Consider the following 19,482-nt stretch of genomic DNA (forward strand, 5'->3'; position numbering starts at 1 on the left):
GCTCTTTGGCGCCGAATACCGCACGGTTCGCACGGCCATTTCCAACAAGTCTTTCGCCCTTGGGGAATTTATCATCTCCATTCCGAAATTTTCCGGCTTTGTCGTGGCCATCGCCACGGCTGTCGGCCTTGCCATCTTCATGCGCAAGACCAAGACCGGAAAAGCCCTACGCGCCACCAGCCTCGACCGCGAGGCAGCCAACCTCATGGGCATCAACCAGTACCGCGTCTACAACATCGCCTTTGGCCTGGGCACGGCCATTGCCGGCATCGCCGGCTGCGTGCTCATTCCCTTTTACTACGTCTATCCGTCGGTGGGCGTGGTCTTTGACATCCGGGCCTTTATCATCGTGGTGCTCGGCGGCCTTGGCAGTATCCCCGGGGCGATTCTCGGCGGGCTGGTCATCGGCCTCATCGAATCCGTTTTCTCGCAGTTTATGGCCTCGACCTGGACGGAAGCCATCATCTACGCCATTTTTCTGATCATTCTCTTTGTCAAACCATCGGGCTTCTTCGGCCACAAACAGGACTGGTAGGAGACGCGCTGTGAGCCGAAAACAACTCGACCGAACGCTCCTTGTGTTGGCGGCCCTGGTCGCCTTTGCCCTGCCCCTGGTGGTGACTTCCCCCACCTATCTGCAAATCCTCATCCTGCTCTTTTTCTATGCCTACCTGACCACGTCCTGGAATCTGGTCGGCGGCTTTGCCGGCGTGTTGCCGCTCGGACATTCGGTCTTTGTCGGCATCGGGGCCTACACCTCGTCCATCCTCACCCTGCAATACGGCGTCTCGCCGTGGATCGGCATGTTGGCCGGCGGGGTGCTGGCCGCCATCATCGGCATGGTCATCGGCCTGCCCACCTTCCGGATGCGCGGGGCCTATTTCTGCCTGTGCACCATCGCCTTTGCCGAGGGCATCCGGGTCATGGTGGAAAATATCGACAACATCGGCCCCTTGCACATAAACGGTCCCCGGGGCCTGCTCATACCGCTCAAGGACCCGTCGTTCTGGAACTACCAGTTCATGTCCAAGTTGCCGTACTACTATATCATCCTGATCCTCCTCATTCTGGTCCTGGGACTGACCTGGTTCATCTCCCGCTCCAAGATCGGCTATTATCTGGCCGCCGGCGGCGAGGAACCCGAAGCGGCGGCGGCCCTTGGCATCAACGTGGCCAACTACAAGCTTTTTGCCATGGCCATGTCCTGCTTTTTAACGGCCCTGGCCGGCACGTTTTACGCCCAGCTCATGCTGTACTTTTATCCCAAAGGACTCATGGGACTGGACCTCTCCTTTGAAATCGCCTTTATCGCGCTCATTGGCGGACGCGGCACCATTGCCGGCCCGGTCATCGGCGCCTTGCTCCTGCGGCCGCTCAATGAATTCACCCGCATCTATTTAAGCGATATGCTGCCCGGCCTGCATCTGGTCATTTTCGGGCTCATCCTCATCCTGGTCATGCTCTACCTGCCAAAGGGTCTCACCGCGCCGTTGGCTGCCATCTACGACCGGCTGGCCCGCAAAATCACCGTCCAGGGAGACGCAAAATGAGCAATATCCTGGAAATAACCAACCTCACCAAACACTTCGGGGGCCTAACCGCCGTCAGCTCCCTGGATCTCCATATCGCCAAAGGCGAGATCCTGGCGCTCATTGGCCCCAACGGCGCGGGCAAATCCACGGTGTTTAACCTCGTGGCCGGGGTCTTTGCCCCCTCAGAGGGGACCATCAAGTTTAACGGCCACACCATCCAGGGCCAAAAACCCTGGGATCTGTGCCGGCTGGGACTGGCCCGCACCTTTCAGATCGTCAAACCCTTTGCCGCCAAGACGGTCCTGTATAATGTCATGGTCGGGGCCTTTTTGCGCACCAATTCCACCCAAAAGGCCCGGGAAAAAGCCGACGAGGTCCTGGTTACCCTCCAACTCGACCACATGCGCGACATGCTGGCCGGCAACCTGACCATCGCCGACCGCAAGCGCCTGGAAATCGCCAAGGCCCTGGCCACCGATCCCGAGCTGCTGCTCCTTGACGAAGTCATGGCCGGCCTGCGGCCAACCGAGGTCGACGACATGATCGGCATTATCCGGGGCCTTCGGGACCGGGGCGTGACCGTCTTTGTCATCGAGCACATCATGCGGGCCGTCATGGCCCTGTCCGACCGGGTGGTGGTCATCCAGTTCGGCCAAAAGATTGCCGAAGGCACGCCCGAGGCCGTCACCAAGGATGAAAACGTCATCAAGGCCTATCTGGGAGGCGAGTATGACGCTGCTTAGCGTGGAACACATCAACGTCGCCTATGGCGATGTCCAGATCATCAACGACCTGTCGCTCACCGTCGAGGAAGGCGAAGTCGTCAGCATCATCGGCGGCAACGGGGCCGGGAAATCCACCCTGCTCAAAGCCATCTCCGGCCTGGTCCCCCCGACCTCGGGCGTCATCCGCTTTCGAAACGAGCCGGTCCAGGCCCTGCCCCCGGAAAAAATCGTCGAACGCGGCATCATCCACGTGCCTGAGGGCCGGCGGCTTTTTTCGCTTATGACCGTGGCCGAAAACCTGGACATCGGGGCCTTTAACACCCGGGCCTACAAGGACCGCCACAAGACCCTGCATCAGGTCTACGAACTGTTGCCGCGCCTGCTGGAGCGTCAGACCCAGCTGGCCATGACCCTGTCCGGCGGCGAGCAGCAGATGGTGGCCATCGGCCGGGGGCTCATGGCCCTGCCCGGCCTTCTCATGCTCGACGAGCCGTCGCTGGGCCTGGCCCCCATCCTGGTCAAGTCCATCTTCGACACCCTGCGAAAAATCGCCGACACCGGCACCACGGTGCTGCTCGTCGAACAGGACGTCAACCATTCCCTGCGTCTGTCGGATCGGGGCTATGTCCTGGAGCACGGCCGGGTGGCCATGTCCGGCCAGGCCTTGGATCTGCTCGAAAACCCCCACGTCAAATCCGCCTATCTCGGCATATAGAAAGGGAAAGCCATGCACGGCTTTTACGGACGCATCCTGACTGTCGATCTGACCCGGCAAAGCTTCGCCATCGAAGCCACAGACCCGGCCCACCTCGACGCCTACCTCGGCGGCAAGGGGCTGGCCACGCGCCTGCTGCTTGATCGCAATCCGGCCGGGGTCGATGCCCTGGCCCCGGAAAACAACTTGATCTTCGCCACCGGCCCCCTGTGCGGCGGCGCGGCCTGGGGAGCAAGCCGCTACGGGGTATTCACCAAATCGCCCCAGACCGGCTTTTACACCGAATCCTATTCCGGCGGCCGCACTCCGCAGGCCGTGGATGCCGCCGGCTTTGACGCCGTCATTCTCACCGGCGCGGCCAGCTCCCTCACCGGGCTGACCATCCACCCCGATGGCTGCACCTTCCACGACGCCACGACTCTGGCCGGCCTCGATGTCTATGAGGCCGACGACGCGGCCCGGGAGCGCTTTGTCCTGCCGCGCGATGACGCCAAACGCGTCGGCGCGGTGGTCATCGGCCCGGCCGGGGAAAACCTGTGCCGACTGGCCATGATCGCCAACGAGCGCTGGCGTTGCGCTGGCCGCACCGGCGTTGGCGCGGTCATGGGCTCCAAGCGGGTCAAGGCCATCGTCTTCCAGGGGGACCGCAAACGCGCCCCGGCCGATGCTGCCGGTCTGGCCGCCTATGCCGCCGCCTTTGCCAAGCGCGGCGTGGAGAACAAAGGGGTCCAGGCCTACAAGGCCCTGGGCACCACCATGATGGTCGGCATCATGAACGCAGCCGGTGCCTTTCCGGCCAAATACTGGTCCCAGGGCAGTTGCGAGCATTGGGAAAAAATCTCGGGCGAGCGGTTTCACAAGGAGCACGAGGTCAAGGCCCATGCCTGCGCCAAGTGCTTCATGTCCTGCGGCCGCATGGCCAAGCTTGCCTCGGGCCGCCACCAGGGCATGGTGCTCGAAGGCCCGGAATATGAGACCATCTATGCCTTCGGCGGCCTGTGCATGATCGAGGACATGGCCGAGATCGTCTATTTGAACGACCTGTGCGACCGGCTGGGCATCGACACCATCTCGGCCGGGAACCTCTGCGGCTTCGTCATCGAGGCGGTTGCCCTCGGGCGCGTCGACTACCCCATCCGCTACAACGATCCCGACGGCGCAGCCCGGCTCATTGCCGACATCGCTGCCGGAACCGGCATCGGCGCGCTCCTTGGCCAGGGCATCAAGGTGGCGGCCAAGGCCTGGGGCCTGGAGGATCTGGCCATCCACGTCAAGGGTCTGGAGCCGGCCGGCTACGATCCCCGCACCCTCCAAGGCATGGGGCTGGCCTACGCCACTTCCGACCGGGGGGCCTGCCATTTGCGCACCACCTTTTACAAGCCCGAACTGGCCGGCATGATCCCGCCTGACCAGGTCGAAAACAAGGCGGCCCTGCTTATCGAATTCGAGGATCGCCTGACCATCTTCGATACGCTGATTCTGTGCCGGTTTTTCCGCGACCTCTACACCTGGGAGGAACTGGCGCAGGTCATTTCCCTGGCCACGGGCCTGGACGCATCGGAAGCCGCGCTTAAACGCCGGGCTGCGGCCATCGCCGACATGACCCGGACGTTTAATCTGCGCGAAGGCCTGACCCCGGCCGACGACCGCCTGCCGGCCCGGCTGCACCGCGAGGCTTTGCCAAGCGGCAAGCATCTGCCGGCTGCGTCCCTGGAAACCATGCTGGCCGACTATTACCGGCTGCGCTGCTGGTCGCCCGAGGGCGTCCCCGGCCCTGGCGCGCCAGACCCCGTCCTGTAAACCCACTTTTTCCCAAGGAGCAGCTCATGCTTGTCGGCGATTGGATGTCCACCGATGTGGCCACGGTGACCGAGGACGTCTCCATGATCAAGGCCGGACGGATCATGCGCGACAAAAAGATCCGCCGCCTGCCCGTGGTGGACAAGGACGGCCGGCTTGTCGGCATCGTGTCCGAACGCGACCTCAAGGCCGCCTCGCCGTCCTCGGCCACCTCCCTGGACATGTACGAGATGACCTATCTGCTCTCGGAACTGAAGGTCAAAGGCATCATGACCCTGGAGCCGGTCTCCATCCGGTCGACGGACACCGTGGAGCGGGCGGCGCTGATTATGCGCGACCGCAAGTTCGGCAGCCTGCCCGTGGTTGACGAAACAAACAAGGTGGTCGGCATCATCACCGACACCGACATCTTCCGGCTGTTCGTCTCCATCACCGGCATCGACCAGGGCGGCATCCAGATCGGGCTTCGACTCGATATGTCCGAAGGCAGCCTCAAGCCCATACTCGACGAACTGCGCCGGTTCGAGGCCCGGATCATCAGCATCCTGTCGTCGTACGGCCGGGTGGCCCCGGACCAGCGGGAAGTGGCCGTCCGCATCCAGGGGCTGCCCGAGACCCGGGAGCGCGAACTGCGCGCCGTACTTGAAAAAACCGGCCACGTCCTCTACTGGACCCGTGACTAGTCAAAGTTGTCCTCGCCTCGCCCCGGACGGCCCCATCCCCGCATCCTCCAAGGCCGTCCGGGGTTATTGCCCACACCAGCCCTCCAATCCGGAATCGCCCCTTGACGCCGCAGCAGCCCTTTGCTTTTCTTAGGCCCCATGACGCCTGCCGCCCAAATCCTGCCGCATCAGCCGGCCCTTAAGCTCAACAGCGCCCGTTTGCGCACCTGGGAAGCGCTTTTTACCGCCCCGGCCCGCCCGGACATCCTGTGGGACGACGTGGCCTCGCTGATCCGCGCCCTGGGCGGACAGGAAATCCACCATCACCAGAAAACGGCCGGCTCCCGGGTGCGATTTCTGCTCGGCGGGGTGAAAGGGTTTTTCCACCGGCCCCATCCGGAAAAAGTGCTCGACAAAGGCTGCGCCGCCGATATCCGGGAATTTCTCATCCGCTCCGGCATGGCCGTCTAGAAGGACTGACCCGCCATGGACACCCCTGTCTGTTACGCCACCTACAAGGGCTATTGCCTGCTTTGCACCGAGGAAGCCGACGGCGCCCTGCACGGACGCGTCCACGGCATCCGGGACATCGTCACTTTCCACGGCGACAGCCCCGAGGCCCTGCAACGCGCCTTTGAAGAAGCCGTCGACGACTACCTGGCCGTCTGCGGCGATGCCTGCCTGCTCCCGGACCTGCCGGTCTGAACTGACGAGTGGAAGAGGCGGCCGGGGGAGTGAGAGAACGAGGGGAATGCCTCCGGCGGCCAAAGGGACTGAGTCCCTTTGGAATCCCCTCCAAGGGGGAGTTTGCTTTGACTGGGGGCGTTGCCGAGCCGGTGAGCGGCCGTTGTACAGGAAAAGTGGCGAGGAGATCGTGCCCGTTGGTGCTTGGGCTTGACGGGAACCACCGTTGCTCCGCCGGCCAAAGGGCTGCCCCCTTTGGAATCCCGCCTGGAAGCTTCACCCGTAGCCTCCGCACAGGCCCTTGATCGCAATTGACAATCATTTTCAATTTCACTATCAACCACCCATCCCGGAGCGTTGCCGGACGGTGGCTATGCCCGGCGCGTCAGGCGGCGTGGAAGTCCGCGCCAGGCCGCTTTCCGCGCTCCTGCTCCAAAAACGGCGGCACTCCGGGATATTTTCCCCGGAGGCAACACCCCGTGATCCCATCCCATATCGCCCGCGCCCTGACCACCCTGCTCCCCATCCGCCAGCCTGTGTTCCTATGGGGACCGCCAGGGGTGGGCAAAAGCCAGCTTGTGGCCCAGACGGCCGAGAGTCTTGGCTTGTCGCTCATTGACATCCGGGCCGTGCTCCTTGATCCCGTGGACCTGCGCGGGCTGCCGCAAATCGACGCCGACGGCCGCACCCACTGGCGTTCGCCGGCCTTTCTCCCGGCCACCGGCCAGGGAGTGCTCTTTCTCGACGAATTAAACGCCGCCCCGCCGCTGGTCCAGGCCGCCTGCTACCAGCTCATCCTCGACCGGGCCCTGGGTGAATACCGTCTGCCCGACGGCTGGACCGTCATTGCCGCCGGCAACCGCGACCAGGACCGGGCTGTCACCCACCGGATGCCCTCGGCCCTGGCCAACCGGTTCGTGCATCTGGAAATCGAGGCCCATCTCGAAGACTGGGTAGCCTGGGCCACCCGGGCCGGGCTGCGCCCGGAGGTCATTTCCTTCCTTCGTTTCCGGCCGTCCCTGCTCCATGGTTTCGATCCGGCCGTGGCCTCGCGGGCCTTTCCCACGCCCCGGTCCTGGGAATTCGTCTCCACCATGCTGGCCGGCGCGCCCGACCCGGACGTGGAGCTGGACCTGCTGCGCGGCGCGGTCGGCGACGGCGCAGCCCTGGAATTTTCCGGCTATTTGAAGCTGTGGCGGGAGCTTCCCGACACCGATGCCGTGCTGGCCGATCCCGACGCCGCCCCGGCTCCGGCCGAACCCGGGGCAGCCTACGCCATCTGCGAGGCGCTTGGGCGCATGGCCAGCCCGGAAACCATGCCGGCGCTGACCCGCTACGCCGCCCGGCTGCCGGTGGAATTTGGCGTGCTGCTCATGCGCGACGCCGTGCGCCATGACAGCCGGGCCGCCCACACCGAGTCTTTTGCCGCCTGGGCCAGGGACAATGCCGAGGTGTTCGTGTGAGCGCGCCCGACGCCGTGGTCCGAAAGCTCGTGCGGGCCAGGATGGAGCTGGTGCTGGCCCATCCTTTCTTCGGAGCCATGGCCCTGCGGCTCATTCCCATCGACGACGCCGGCTGCCGGGACATGTGGACCGACGGCGTGCGCCTTGGCTACAATCCCCTGGCCCTGGCCGCCCGCAGCGAGGAGGATATCGCCGCCCTTTTGGCCCATGAAATCCTGCATCTGGCCTGCGAACACCATCTGCGCCGGAAGGACCGCGACCCGGCCCTGTGGAACAAGGCCTGCGATCTGGCCATCGCCGCCCTGCTCGTAGAGTCGGGCTTCACCCTGCCAAGGGGCCACCCCTTCGAGGCCACCCAGGCCGGAAAACCGGCCGAGGCCATCTATGCCGCCCTCACCGGCGATATAGAGCAGCGCCATGGCGGCGGAGGGTCTCAAAAAGCCAAAGCCTCAGCCGTCCCGGCCGAGACGGCTCCCGGCGGCGGCGACGGGGACACGCCCTTTGCCGGCGCGCCAACCGATCCCAAGGCCGCCCCGCCCGGGGCTGATTTTTCCAGCGCGACCCGGCAGCGCCAATCGGCCAGCGGCAAAAAGGACGGCGACGGACGACCAGGGGACACGTCCAGCCGCAGTGTCGGCGAGGTGCGCGACCATCCCGATCTGGACGGTGAGCGCCAGGAATCAGAGCGCCGGGATCTGACCGAAAAACTGCGCCAGGACGTCAACCAGTCCCGCCGGGCGGCAGCGGCCATGGGCAACATGCCGGCCGGGCTGGAGCGGTTCCTGGTCGAACTGGCCCGGCCCAAGCTCGATTGGGCCACGCTGCTGCGCCGGTTCATCCTGGCCCGGGCGGTCAGCGACTATTCCTGGTCGCCGCCCAGCCGCCGCCATGTCCACATGGGCCTGTATCTGCCCTCGCCGCGATCCATGACCCTTGGCGACGTGGTCCTGGCCATCGACACCTCCGGTTCGGTGGACGAGGCCCTGCTGGCTGCATTTTACGCCGAATTGTCGGCCATCCTTGATGTCTGCGACACCCGCCTGCTGGTCTACTGCTGCGATGCGGCCGTTGGCGAAGCGCGCATTTTCACCCGCATCGATCCCCCGCCGGCCTTTGTCCCCACCGGCGGCGGCGGCACGGACTTCCGCCCGGTTTTCGCCAAGGTGGAGGCCGACGGCTTGAACCCGGCCTGCCTGATCTATTGCACCGACCTTGCGTGCGACCGTTTTCCGGCCGAGCCGCCCTATCCGGTGCTGTGGGCCGTGCCGGCCACAGCCCAGGGACAGCCGCCCTTTGGCGATGTCCTGCGCTTTCCATAATAAAGGACACGCCCATGCGCATCACCTGGCATATTGAAAAAAAACGCGGCAACCTGCGGCCGGAATTGTCCTACGACGTGGTGCTGGAAGGCCAGGAAAAGTCCCTGGCCCTGCCCTACGTGCGTATCGACTCCACCATCCCCGAACCGGCCGCCTCCTGGCAGGCCCACTGTTATCCCCATGAACACGAGCGGGCAGGCATTGCGCCTATCGGCGTCTACCAATTGGCCACGCCCACCCACGCTGCCGGCACGCTGCGGCAATCGTTGCGCCTGCCCTGGCGCCAGGACAATGCCTATCCTGAGGTGGAGCAGTCGTTTCGGGAGTTGCGCCGGGCCTTCGAGGCGGCCCTGGCTGCGGCCCACGGCAGCCAGCCCATGGACGTGCGGGGGGAACTGGCCCTTTCGGCCAGCCTCAAATGCGAGATGGCCCCGGCCATGATGGCCGAGCGCTTGCTGCGCATCGCCCGGTAAAACACCCGCAGCATAAAAAAGAGCCGGCCGCAATGTCCACGTCAAGGACATTGCGGCCGGCCCGGACAATCGGGACAGAGGCCAAACCGGCTACTCCCCGCGCAGTTCCTTGTAGTAATTGATCAGCCCGTTGGTCGAGCAGTCGTGCCCGGCCACCGCTGTCTCGTCCGCCAACTCTTCCAGGATCGCCCCGGCCAGCACCTTGCCCAGTTCAACGCCCATCTGGTCGTAGGAATTGATGTTCCAGATGGTGCCCTGGGTAAAGATCTTGTGCTCGTACAGGGCAATGAGCGTCCCCAGAGTCCTGGGATCAAGGGTTGCATACAAAAACGAATTGGTCGGCCGGTTGCCGCTAAAGGACTTGGCCCGGGCCAACAGTTCGAGCTGGTCGTCGGAGAGGCCCTTGCCGGCCAGTTCCGTGCGGGCCTCGTCCACGGTCTTGCCCTTCATAAGCGCTTCGGTCTGGGCAAAGAAGTTTGACAGGAGCATGTCCTGATGCCGGCCCAGGGGATTGAGTGTCCGGGCGGCAGCCAGAAAATCGCAGGGGATGAGTTTGGTTCCCTGGTGGATGAGCTGGTAAAAGGCGTGCTGGCCGTTGGTTCCGGGTTCGCCCCAGATGACCGGGCCGGTGGAATAATCGACCGGACGGCCGTCGGTGGCCACCGACTTGCCGTTGCTCTCCATGTCGCCCTGCTGGAAGTAGGCGGCAAAGCGCGTCAGGTATTGGTCATAGGGCAGGATGGCCTGGGTCTGGGCCCCGAAGTGGTTGTTGTACCAGATGCCGAGCAGTCCCATAATGACGGGGATGTTGCGCTCAAGCGGGGCGGTGCGGAAATGCTCGTCGGCGACAAAGGCCCCTTCGAGCATGGCCTCGAAATTGTCAAACCCGACAGCCAGGGCAATGGACAGGCCGATGGCCGACCACAGCGAATAGCGCCCGCCGACCCAGTCCCAGAAGGCGAACATGTTGGCGGTGTCGATGCCAAAGGCGGCCACGGCCTTGGCATTGGTGGACAGGGCCACGAAATGCCTGGCCACGGCGGCCTCGTCCCCGGCATGTTCCAGGAACCAACTCCGGGCCGCATGGGCATTGGCCATGGTTTCCAGGGTGGTAAAGGTCTTGGAGGCAATGATGAAAAGCGTCGACTCCGGGGACACACGCTTGAGCGTCTCCACCATGTGGGTGCCGTCCACGTTGGAGACGAAATGTGGCGTGATACCCGGCACGGCGAAGTGGGCCAGGGCCAGGGAGGCCATCTGCGGCCCCAGGTCCGAACCGCCGATGCCGATATTGACCACGTCGGTGATGCGCTTGCCGGTGTACCCCTTCCACTGGCCGGAATGGATGCGGCCGCAGAAAATGCGCATCTGATTGAGCACCCGGTTGACCTCGGGCATGACGTCTGCGCCGTCGACCTGAATGGGCCGGTTGGCCCGGTTGCGAAGGGCCACGTGGAGCACAGCCCGGTCCTCGGTGCGGTTGATCTTTTCGCCGGCAAACATGGCGTCGCGCCGGGCCTCGACCCCGGCCTGCCGGGCCAGATCGAAAAGCAGGGCCATGGTGGCGTCGGTCACCCGGTTTTTGGAATAATCAAACAGGATATCGCCCAGGCGCAGGGAATAGCGGGCGAAGCGCTCCGGATCGGCCGCGAAAAGGTCGCGCAGGTGAAGATGCTGGGCCGATTGGTAGTGCTCGGCCAGGGCCGCGTGGGCGGGCAGTTCCGTCATAAGTGCCATGAGCCGTGCTCCTTATGGATATGCTGGCGTAAGCAATTGGCCCGGCCGAAAAACCGCTGCCGGTGCGGCGGGTCCAGGCCGAGTGATCGTAGACCAGAACTTTCGTCCAGTCCTCAAGAAAAAGGCCGCCTTGGCAGTACCCTGCTAATAATTTTTCCCTTTGCAGGGGTCCGGGGGGATCATCCCCCCGGCCGCCGGAGCAACGGTGTTCCCAGTCAACCGGAAAGCACGGATTTACGCCGCATTTGCGCACTGTGCCCAAGGCTGACCGGATCGCACCATCGCATTTAGAATCGTTATCAGCTTTCGCATGGAGGCAACGGCAGCGACTTTATGCGGCTTGCCTGCATCCTTGAGGCGATTGTAAAAATCGCGGATCACGGGATTGTATTTCTTTGCAGACAATACAGCCATATATAAAATGGAACGTACATCACTGCGACCACCCCAGACGCGACGCTTCCCTCGATGTTTCCCGCTATCACAATTGAGAGGGGCAACACCAACAAGCGCAGCTATTGCCCGGCGATTTAATGTCCCAAGCTCTGGAAGATTGGATAAGAGTGCTCTTGAAAGAACATCTCCAACGCCAGGGACACTTCGAAGCAAGTTATCTCGTTCTCTCCAAATAGGACTGGCCCGCACAATTCTTCCAAGATGGGTATCAATCTCAGACAAACGCTCTTCAAGCCAGTCTATATTCTTCTCAATGTCATTTCTCACTGAACCATAGGCCCGAGAAAAACGATTCTTCTCCATGACAAGCATCCGGATAAGCTGGTTACGCCTGGACATAAACGCGCTCATTTCTTGTGCTTGCTCGTCCTTCAGGGGGCGTACTTCAGGTTCCATCAGCTTGCCAAAAAGCGCCAGTATCTCAGCATCAATTTTATCCGTTTTAGCCAATCTCCCCTTAGCCATCGCAAAATCACGAGCCTGGCGGGGATTAATGACTACAACCGGAAATTTTTTGAGGCTTAACGCTGTTGCAACAGGAATTTGAAGACCACCTGTCGCCTCGATAATAATAAGATTCGGACGGAGTTTAGAAAATTTCCTGCAGATAGCTTTAATGCCATCAGGGTCGTTAACAAATTGCAGGGCGTTCCCATCGGGAAGTGTGTGGACATCCAGGTTTTCTTTAGAAACATCAATTCCTATAAAGCACTCGGCAGCCATGTAAAATCCTCCAGTACCCAGCCTTGTGATACGGGCTCTTAGCCCAAGCAACGGTTCGGGCTTCATGGAAGAAAGGGGACGACGATCATGGCTCCGGCTCGAGCTTAAAACTCAAGGCAATTTCGACCTATCGTCCCCGGGACCCCATCAAGTTATCCCCGATGGAGAAACATACAAGGCACTCTTTCTCTCCTCTCCTCTCAATCTCATCTTCTCTCACGAACTAGGCGCTTGGTGCCGGCAACGGTGCGCCGAGTTCGGCCACGGCCCGGGCATAGCCCTGGCGCAGGGCCTCCATATAGACGGCATCCACCGGCCCCTTCCAGGTGGTCACCTCGGAAAAGCGCTTGGGGATGTGCGTGGCCATGGGATCATAGCCGGTGGCGATTTTGAGCCGCCACCGGGCGCGCCGGGCGTTTTCCGCTGCCGTGTCGAGATTGGCGGCCAGCTCGGGATGGCCCAGGCAGCCCAGGATATCGACCATAGTCTGGGGCTTGTAGACCTCGCGGGCAAACAGGCAGGCCACGAGGCAGGTCAGGAGCACCCGCTCGCGTTCGTCGTCCACCAGGAATTTGACCACGGCAGGGACATCATGCTCCTTGTGCTTCTGGTCATAGGAATAGGCCCCGGTGTCCAGGTGGGAATGGCGGAAGGCGACCGTCTGGGAGGCGAAATAGGTCTCGCCCGTGGCGTAGCCGGCCATTTCCTGGCCAAGGACGCAGGCATAGTCCCCGCCGCCGTAGTGCGCCGCCGCCGCCATGGTACCCTGGGCAAGGAGGGCATAAAACTCGTTGGCCTTGTGCCCAATGAGCCACATGGCCCGCTTGAATGCCGCCGCATCGCCGAAGGTCAGCTTCACCTCGGTTTCCTTTTCCGAAATGAGCCCCTTTTCGGTCGCTTCCACGGCCCAGGCCAGGGCCACGCCGGCGGAAATGATGTCCAGCCCCTGGCGGTCCGCCATGTCGTTTATGGCCAGCACCTCGACTGGATCGACCACGCCGAGCATGGGACCGGCGGCGAAGTTCGGCTCGTGGTCGTAGGCCACCTGATGGATGGCGAAGCGGTGGGAGGTCGAAAACATCTCGCGCACCATGCCGACATGGATGCAGCCCACCGGGCAGCCGGAACAGGCGGCGTTGTGCATGAGGAGTTTCTCGGCAAAGGCCTCGCCGGAAATCTTGTCGGCATCGGGATCGGAAGTCGCGGCCAGATTGCGCCAGGGCAGGGATTTGAGCTCATTTAAGGGCAGCACATTGGCCGGCGTGCCCAGGTTGTGGTATTTCTCCATCATCCCCGAGGAGGTGACCTTTTCGTGGATGTCCTTGAAAAGCTTGGCATAGCCCTTGTCCTCTGGCAACGGCAGATCGCCGTCGCCCATAAGGACGATGCCCTTGACGTTTTTGCCCCCCATGACCGCCCCGGCCCCGAGCCGGCCGAAGTGGCGGTAGGTGTCCACATTGATGCAGGCATAGCTTGAGCCGTTCTCGCCGGCCGGGCCGATGCGCAGGATGCTGCGGTGCCCGGACGCGCCGGAGGCGATTTTTCGCAGGAGCTTGCCGGTGGTAAACACGTCGGCCCCGGCCAGATAGTGGACGTCGATCAGTTCGATGCGCCGGGACCCGACCACCAGGGTGGACAGACGGGCTGCCTTGCCGGTGACGACCAGGGCGTCGTAACCGGCAAAGCGCAGGGCCAGGGCCGAGCGGCCGCCGGCGTGGGATTCGGCGTAGTTGCTGTTGTAGGGCGATTTGAAGCCGCACACGGTCTTGCTCATGAGCGGAAAATAGCCGGTAGCCGGGCCGATGGCGAAAATAAGCGGCTGGCCGGGATCAAAGGGCGCGGCCCCGGGCAGGCCGTATTTTTCATAGAGAAGCGCGGCCAGGCCCGAACCGCCGATGAACTGCCGCCGGCCGGGGAGCAAGGCCAGCTCGCCGCGCTGGCGGGTGAGGTCATAGATGAGAACGCGAAAGAGATCGTTATCGCTCGACATGGCAACTCTCCAGGCAGGGGGCGGCGTCTGGCTTGTCGGCCTCGACCAGCTCCAGGCAATCGTGGGGGCAATAGGCAATGCACTGGCCGCAATGGACGCACACGCTGGGATTGCCGGAGGCGTCCAGGGCGATGGCTTCCACCGGGCAGGCGGCAGCACACTTGCCGCATTGGATGCAAAGCGATTTTTTAAGCAGGACGCCGCCGCCGGATTTGCGCTGGACCATGGCTCCGGTCGGGCAGGCGGCAGCGCAGGGGGCGGGATCGCAGGCCAGGCACAAGATGGCCTGGAAACCGCTGGAGACGCCGCCGGTGGAGCGGATGCGGATACCGGCCCTGTCCCAGGACACGGACTTGTAGACCAGTCGGGCGCAAGCCAGGGAACAGGAATGGCAACCGATGCAGCGCTCCATGCGCAGGGCGCGATGGATCTTCATGAAATGGCTCCGGGCGGATGTTCCGCCAAAAAAGGCATAATGGTTTCAGGGGTGTTTCAATTGGCATAGTGGCATCAGGTGCGGGTGAGGTCAACAGGGATGGCCTGACGAATTGATGACGCAGTGAAATTGGCAAAGGTCTTCTTGACCCCACGGGCGATTGCGCTTAATAACCGTCTTCCCGATGGGGGCGTAGCTCAACTGGGAGAGCGCTGCGTTCGCAACGCAGAGGTCGTGGGTTCGAGTCCCATCGCCTCCACCACCGGATTTCCAGGGCCTCGCGATGCACGTCGCGAGGCCTTTTTCGTGTTTTCCAGGGAGATGCCACTCCCCTCTTTCTGGGTTGTCTCCACCACCCTCTGCGCATTGGCTGACACGGCATCATGACGGGTTGCCCCGACCGGCCGGCCGCGTTATCGTGCGCCCCCTGCCTGATCGGGCTACCGGTGCACTGTGGAGGTTACATTATGGATTTCAATGTGTTGGCCGATCTGATCGAAAACGGACTGCCGTTTCAGAAAATGCTCGGCATTCGGGTGTCCGAAATCGAGGAAGGACGGGTGCGGCTTTTTATCCCCTTTCGTGAGGACCTCATCGGCGACGCCCGCCGGCCGGCCATCCACGGCGGGGTCATCTCCACCCTGGCCGATGTCTGCGCCGGTTTTGCCGTCTGGACGCGCTGCAAGCTCACGGACCGCATCGCCACCATCGACCTGTGCGTCGACTACCTGCGCCCGGCCACGGCCCACGATCTCTACGCCGAAGCAACCGTCAGGCTCCTGGGCAACCGGGTGGGCAACGCCCAGGTCGTCCTGTGGTCGGACGGCAGTCCGGATGCGCATGTGGCCGAAGGGCGCGGCGTCTACAACATCCGCCGCAGCGAGTAGTGCCGCACCCTAGACCATACCGCCGTTGGCCCGGATGACCGCGCCATTGATCCAGCCGCCTTCCGGCCCGACCAGAAAGGCCACCACCCCGGCGATGTCTTCGGGCGTTCCCAGGCGGCCCATGGGCGTGGCCTGGGCGATTTTTTCCACCATCTCCGGCGTCTTGCCGGTCAGGAACAGCTCGGTGCCAACCGGCCCGGGAGCCAGGGCCGTCACGGCGATATCCCGGCCACGCAGTTCCTTGGCAAAGATGGCGGTGATGGTTTCCATGGCCGCCTTGGTGCCGGCGTATATGGAATAGCCGGCCGGAGCCAGCCCGACCACACTTGAAGAGAAATTGACGATACGCCCGCCCTGGCGCAGCTTTGCGGCTGCCAGGCGCAGCATGTTGAAGCTGCCGCGCAGATTGATCGACACCAGCCGGTCAAAAAGCGCGTCGTCGGTGTCGGCCAGAGAAACCAGTCCCGGCTGCATCACCCCGGCATTGTTTATGAGCACATCCACCCCGCCGTAGACGGCCTCGGCAGCTTCATACAGTTCGGCAGCATCCCCGGAATCGGACACATCGGCCCGGATGGCCACCCCGTGGCCGCCGACAGCCACGATGTCTTTGACCACAGCCTGGGCCTTGGCCTCGCCAGCAACGTAATTGACGACCACGGCCAGCCCGTCGGCCGCGAGACGCCTGGCAATGGCCGCACCGATACCCCGGGACGCTCCCGTAACAATAGCAACCCGTTTCTGATCCATACTGTTTGCCACTCCTCGGTCCAACGCCGGTCGACACGATTGCCGGCCCGGGCCGCAGTCGCCCCATGCGACAGGGACGCGGCCTGCCTGCGTCTTGTTGCCTGCAGTGTAGCACTGCCAAGGAATTGTCGACAAGTCCGGTCGCTTCGCAACCTGCAGGCCTGGGCGCAAATCCGGTCTCCTTCTCTTTTTTCCCTGGCGCTTCTCGGGGTTGGGCATTGCCGAAGCGTGGCAATTGGGGCAAAGGATACGGGAACTCCATTGCGACACGGAGGCACCCTTGGCCCCATCAGCCCGCGACCTGCTCGCCCGCATGGCCCCGGATTTTCCGGCCCGCCACGTCGGCGACCTCTACACCGACACGACGGAATTCATGCGCATCAGCCACGGCGATGTCATCGTCCTGGAAGACCGCCACTTTCTGGTCCTTCGCGACGAGGCCGAGCGCCGGTTCGGCATGGAAGACCCCAAGTTCTGGGTCAAACGCTGCCGCTGCCTGGAAACCGGCGGCCGCAACATCTTAAAACTCGTCTTTCACGAAACATTCCCCATGACCATCGGCTCCATGATGGTCACCTGCACCCGAAGCCCGCGCAAAGAGACCCGCATCCTCGATCTGGTCCACGGCGACGACCGGTTCATGCAGGGCGTGACCATTTACGACACGGCGGGAAATCCGGTGCGCATCCTGGACGTCGTGGCCGGCAAACGCCTTGACGAGAAGATCGAGGCCCTGGAGATGCCCCACCGCGACTATTTCCACGGACTGTTCCCGGAGGTGCTGGAACGCTTCATCGAGGCCTGCCAAGCCATCAAATGGCTCCATGATCGGGGCGAGAAACACGGCGACATCCGGCGCGACCATCTCTACGTGCTCTACGACACCGGCCGCTTTGCCTGGATCGACTTCGACTATACCTTCGACTTCCAGGAAAGCCCGTTTGGCCTCGATCTCTTTGGCCTGGGCAACATCATCCAATTCCTGGTCGGCATGGGCCAACACAACACCCAGGACATGACCCCGTCCCAACGAGCAGACATCACAACAGACGACTGTTCCATCATGTTCCCCAACCGCATCGTCAATCTCAAAAAACTTTTTCCCTATATTCCAGACAGCCTCAATCGCGTGCTGCTGCGGTTTTCCCTGGCAGCGGAAGTCTATTACGACACGGCCAAGGAATTTATCGACGATCTGTCGCGGGCCCACGACGATCTCTCCAAGCCAACTGTTTAAGCAGCCGGAGCAGCCATGAACACGGATAAAATCCTCATTGCCTACGATGGATCGGAGAATGCAGAGCGTTCTGTCGCCTATACCGCCGCCATGGTCGGCAGCGACGGGGACAGACGCGTGGAGGTGGTGGCCATCGAGCGGACGCCGGACCGCGACCTGTTTGCCGACGACGCAGCCTGGAAAGCGGAATGCGCCAAGCGCATCGAAGCCATGCAGCTCGCCCTGGTCCAGGCCCGGGACATGCTCGTCGCCGCCGGCGTGCCCGAGGCGGCAGTGACCACGCGCTTTGTGGAAAGTTGCCGTTCACCCTTGCGTGACGCCCAGGAATGCAGCATCGGCACGAGCATTGCCCTGGAAATCCTGCGGCTGGCCGCGGAAGGCGGCTACGGCACAGTGGTGGTTGGCCGACGAGGGGTGTCGAAGCAGGAGGAATTTCTCTTTGGCAGCGTCTCAACCAAGATCATCCACGCCGCCAAAGGGCTGGCCGTGTGGGTGGTGGCATAACAGTTGAAAAGAGGGGGAATGCCTCCGGCGGCCAAAGGGCTGAGCCCTTTGGAATCCCACCTCTATTTTGAGTATAATCATTTGCAATTGCAGCGTAAATTACTCGTCGAAAACTTCCCCCTTTGCAGGGGTCCGGGGGGATCATCCCCCGGCCGCCGGAGGCATTCCCCCTCTTCTCTGCCTTCACTCTTCTCTCACTCTATGCCTCCGCCGGTGAGCCGGCAGGCCAGGGACAGGGCGGCAGCCAGCGAACTGGTGGCCGCCTTGCCCGTGCCTACGAGATCAAAGGCCGTGCCATGGCCGACCGAGGTGCGCACAAAGGGCAGGCCAAGGGTCACGTTGACGGTGTCTTTAAAGTGGAGAAGCTTGAGGGGCGGCAGGCCCTGATCATGGTACATGGCCAGGATGGCGGAAAATTCCCCCTGGACGGCCCGGTAAAACAGGGTATCCGCCGGCAGCGGCCCGACAGCCGACACGCCCTTGGCCACGGCCGCGGCCACGGCCGGACGCACCACGTCCTCATCCTCGTGGCCGAGCAGTCCGCCCTCCCCGGCATGGGGATTTAGGCCGCACACGGCAATGGGCCGATCCGATACGCCCAACCGGCGCACATAGTCCCAGGTCAGGTTCAGGCAACGGGCCACCCGGTCGTAGGTGACCAGGGAGGGCACCTTGGCCAGGGGCGGATGGGTGGTGACGAGGCTGACCCGAAGAATCGGGCCGCACAGGTGCATGCACACGCCCTTTCGCCCCACGCCCGAGCGTTCGGCCAGAAATTCGGTGTGGCCCGGAAAGGCAAAACCGGCGGCATTGAGCGCCGCCTTGGACAGCGGCCCGGTGACCAGTCCCCAGTCGGGATGCTTGGCAAGGAGCGCCACGACGTATTCCAGGGTTTCCCCGGCGGCCAGTCCGCCAGCCGGCGTCTCCCGGCCCGGAGTGACCGGCAGTCCGGCCAGACGCGGCGGTTCCAGCAGCAAGACACCGGGCGCGGCCTCGGCCAGAGCTTCGCCATCGGCCAGACGCGTCCAGAACGGGGCCAGCCCCAGACGCTCACAGTGCCACAGCAAGGCCGACTCCGGCCCGACCAGGGCAACGGGACGACCACAGGCAACGGCGTCCGGGCCGGCAAGGAGCCGGCAGGCCAGTTCCGGCCCCAGGCCGTTGGCATCGCCGAGGGTGAGCAGAATCGGGGCAGATCTGGCAGAGGCAGTCATAATACTCCATCTTTCTCTTGGGGTTGGGCTTCGCTTCCCAGGCGCGTCAACTCCCCGTCCCGGGTCTCCCCACGAAACACTTGCCAACACCCCACCCACCCCCATCAAGGGGGTCCGGGGGGGATTATCCCCCCCGGTGGAGGAGGGTCTGGGAGGAGGCAATGCCTCCTCCCAG

20 protein-coding genes and 1 tRNA gene are annotated in these 19,482 nt (G+C 63.1%); 15 read left to right on the forward strand and 6 right to left on the reverse strand.

Annotated elements, in window-relative coordinates:
* From DVDV_RS11675 to DVDV_RS11725, 11 genes are all read left to right on the forward strand, one after another.
* Positions 1-535 (forward strand): branched-chain amino acid ABC transporter permease (locus DVDV_RS11675; protein ID WP_139311605.1); only part of this gene is annotated, 535 nt, incomplete at its 5' end.
* Between the two features lie 10 nt (positions 536-545).
* Positions 546-1,550: a branched-chain amino acid ABC transporter permease gene (locus DVDV_RS11680; protein ID WP_075354845.1), complete on the forward strand. Its 1,005-nt coding sequence runs from the start codon at positions 546-548 to the stop codon at positions 1,548-1,550.
* Positions 1,547-2,275: an ABC transporter ATP-binding protein gene (locus DVDV_RS11685; protein ID WP_075354846.1), complete on the forward strand. Its 729-nt coding sequence runs from the start codon at positions 1,547-1,549 to the stop codon at positions 2,273-2,275. Before DVDV_RS11680 ends, DVDV_RS11685 begins: the two co-directional genes overlap by 4 nt.
* Positions 2,262-2,972, forward strand: a complete 711-nt coding sequence (locus tag DVDV_RS11690) for an ABC transporter ATP-binding protein (RefSeq protein ID WP_075354847.1) — start codon at positions 2,262-2,264, stop codon at positions 2,970-2,972. Before DVDV_RS11685 ends, DVDV_RS11690 begins: the two co-directional genes overlap by 14 nt.
* A 12-nt stretch (positions 2,973-2,984) precedes the next feature.
* Positions 2,985-4,772 (forward strand): aldehyde ferredoxin oxidoreductase family protein, encoded by a 1,788-nt coding sequence (locus tag DVDV_RS11695; RefSeq protein WP_075354848.1) that lies wholly within the window; start codon positions 2,985-2,987, stop codon positions 4,770-4,772.
* A 26-nt stretch (positions 4,773-4,798) separates the two neighbouring features.
* A complete protein-coding gene (locus DVDV_RS11700; protein WP_075354849.1) occupies positions 4,799-5,455 on the forward strand; it encodes a CBS and ACT domain-containing protein in 657 nt (218 codons plus the stop codon).
* Positions 5,456-5,593: 138 nt separating this feature from the next.
* On the forward strand, positions 5,594-5,905 hold the full coding sequence (locus tag DVDV_RS11705; protein WP_075354850.1) for a type II toxin-antitoxin system HicA family toxin: 312 nt from the start codon (positions 5,594-5,596) through the stop codon (positions 5,903-5,905).
* Positions 5,906-5,920: 15 nt separating this feature from the next.
* A complete protein-coding gene (locus tag DVDV_RS11710) occupies positions 5,921-6,139 on the forward strand; it encodes a hypothetical protein (protein WP_075354851.1) in 219 nt (72 codons plus the stop codon).
* A 458-nt stretch (positions 6,140-6,597) separates the two neighbouring features.
* Positions 6,598-7,581 (forward strand): MoxR family ATPase, encoded by a 984-nt coding sequence (locus DVDV_RS11715; RefSeq protein WP_075354852.1) that lies wholly within the window; start codon positions 6,598-6,600, stop codon positions 7,579-7,581.
* Complete coding sequence (locus DVDV_RS11720) at positions 7,578-8,900, forward strand: VWA-like domain-containing protein (RefSeq protein WP_075354853.1); 1,323 nt, start codon at positions 7,578-7,580, stop codon at positions 8,898-8,900. Before DVDV_RS11715 ends, DVDV_RS11720 begins: the two co-directional genes overlap by 4 nt.
* A gap of 14 nt (positions 8,901-8,914) precedes the next feature.
* Entirely contained in the window at positions 8,915-9,373 is a 459-nt protein-coding gene (locus DVDV_RS11725; protein WP_075354854.1) for a hypothetical protein, read from the forward strand.
* Positions 9,374-9,463: 90 nt separating this feature from the next.
* On the opposite strand, the gene pgi is transcribed toward DVDV_RS11725, so the two are convergent.
* The 4 genes from pgi to DVDV_RS11745 form a co-directional block, all read right to left on the reverse strand.
* On the reverse strand, positions 9,464-11,110 hold the full coding sequence (pgi, locus tag DVDV_RS11730; RefSeq protein ID WP_075354855.1) for a glucose-6-phosphate isomerase: 1,647 nt from the start codon (positions 11,108-11,110) through the stop codon (positions 9,464-9,466).
* 234 nt (positions 11,111-11,344) lie between these two features.
* Positions 11,345-12,289, reverse strand: a complete 945-nt coding sequence (locus DVDV_RS11735; RefSeq protein ID WP_075354856.1) for an IS110 family transposase — start codon at positions 12,287-12,289, stop codon at positions 11,345-11,347.
* A gap of 223 nt (positions 12,290-12,512) precedes the next feature.
* On the reverse strand, positions 12,513-14,279 hold the full coding sequence (locus tag DVDV_RS11740) for an aldehyde ferredoxin oxidoreductase C-terminal domain-containing protein (RefSeq protein WP_075354857.1): 1,767 nt from the start codon (positions 14,277-14,279) through the stop codon (positions 12,513-12,515).
* Positions 14,266-14,715, reverse strand: coding sequence for a 4Fe-4S binding protein (locus DVDV_RS11745; protein WP_075354858.1), 450 nt, complete (start codon positions 14,713-14,715; stop codon positions 14,266-14,268). The genes DVDV_RS11740 and DVDV_RS11745 overlap by 14 nt, the downstream gene beginning before the upstream one ends.
* A gap of 186 nt (positions 14,716-14,901) precedes the next feature.
* Between DVDV_RS11745 and DVDV_RS11750 the strand changes: the two genes are divergently transcribed.
* A tRNA-Ala gene (locus tag DVDV_RS11750) sits at positions 14,902-14,977 on the forward strand.
* A gap of 205 nt (positions 14,978-15,182) precedes the next feature.
* A complete protein-coding gene (locus DVDV_RS11755) occupies positions 15,183-15,602 on the forward strand; it encodes a PaaI family thioesterase (protein ID WP_075354859.1) in 420 nt (139 codons plus the stop codon).
* A 9-nt stretch (positions 15,603-15,611) separates the two neighbouring features.
* On the opposite strand, the gene DVDV_RS11760 is transcribed toward DVDV_RS11755, so the two are convergent.
* Positions 15,612-16,352 carry an SDR family oxidoreductase gene (locus DVDV_RS11760; protein ID WP_083634762.1) on the reverse strand — a complete coding sequence of 247 codons (741 nt, stop codon included), beginning with the start codon at positions 16,350-16,352 and terminating at the stop codon, positions 15,612-15,614.
* Between the two features lie 280 nt (positions 16,353-16,632).
* Here DVDV_RS11760 and DVDV_RS11765 point away from each other — a divergent pair, with 280 nt between their 5' ends.
* The gene (locus DVDV_RS11765; protein ID WP_075354861.1) at positions 16,633-17,589 is read left to right on the forward strand and encodes a serine/threonine protein kinase; all 957 of its coding nucleotides are present in this window, start codon (positions 16,633-16,635) and stop codon (positions 17,587-17,589) included.
* Between the two features lie 15 nt (positions 17,590-17,604).
* On the forward strand, positions 17,605-18,093 hold the full coding sequence (locus DVDV_RS11770) for a universal stress protein (RefSeq protein ID WP_075354862.1): 489 nt from the start codon (positions 17,605-17,607) through the stop codon (positions 18,091-18,093).
* Positions 18,094-18,287: 194 nt separating this feature from the next.
* Here DVDV_RS11770 and pdxA read toward each other — a convergent pair whose 3' ends face one another.
* Entirely contained in the window at positions 18,288-19,307 is a 1,020-nt protein-coding gene (gene pdxA, locus DVDV_RS11775) for a 4-hydroxythreonine-4-phosphate dehydrogenase PdxA (protein ID WP_075354863.1), read from the reverse strand.
* Positions 19,308-19,482: the final 175 nt, after the last annotated feature.

This window comes from Desulfovibrio sp. DV (assembly GCF_001936595.1).
GTDB lineage: Bacteria > Desulfobacterota > Desulfovibrionia > Desulfovibrionales > Desulfovibrionaceae > Solidesulfovibrio.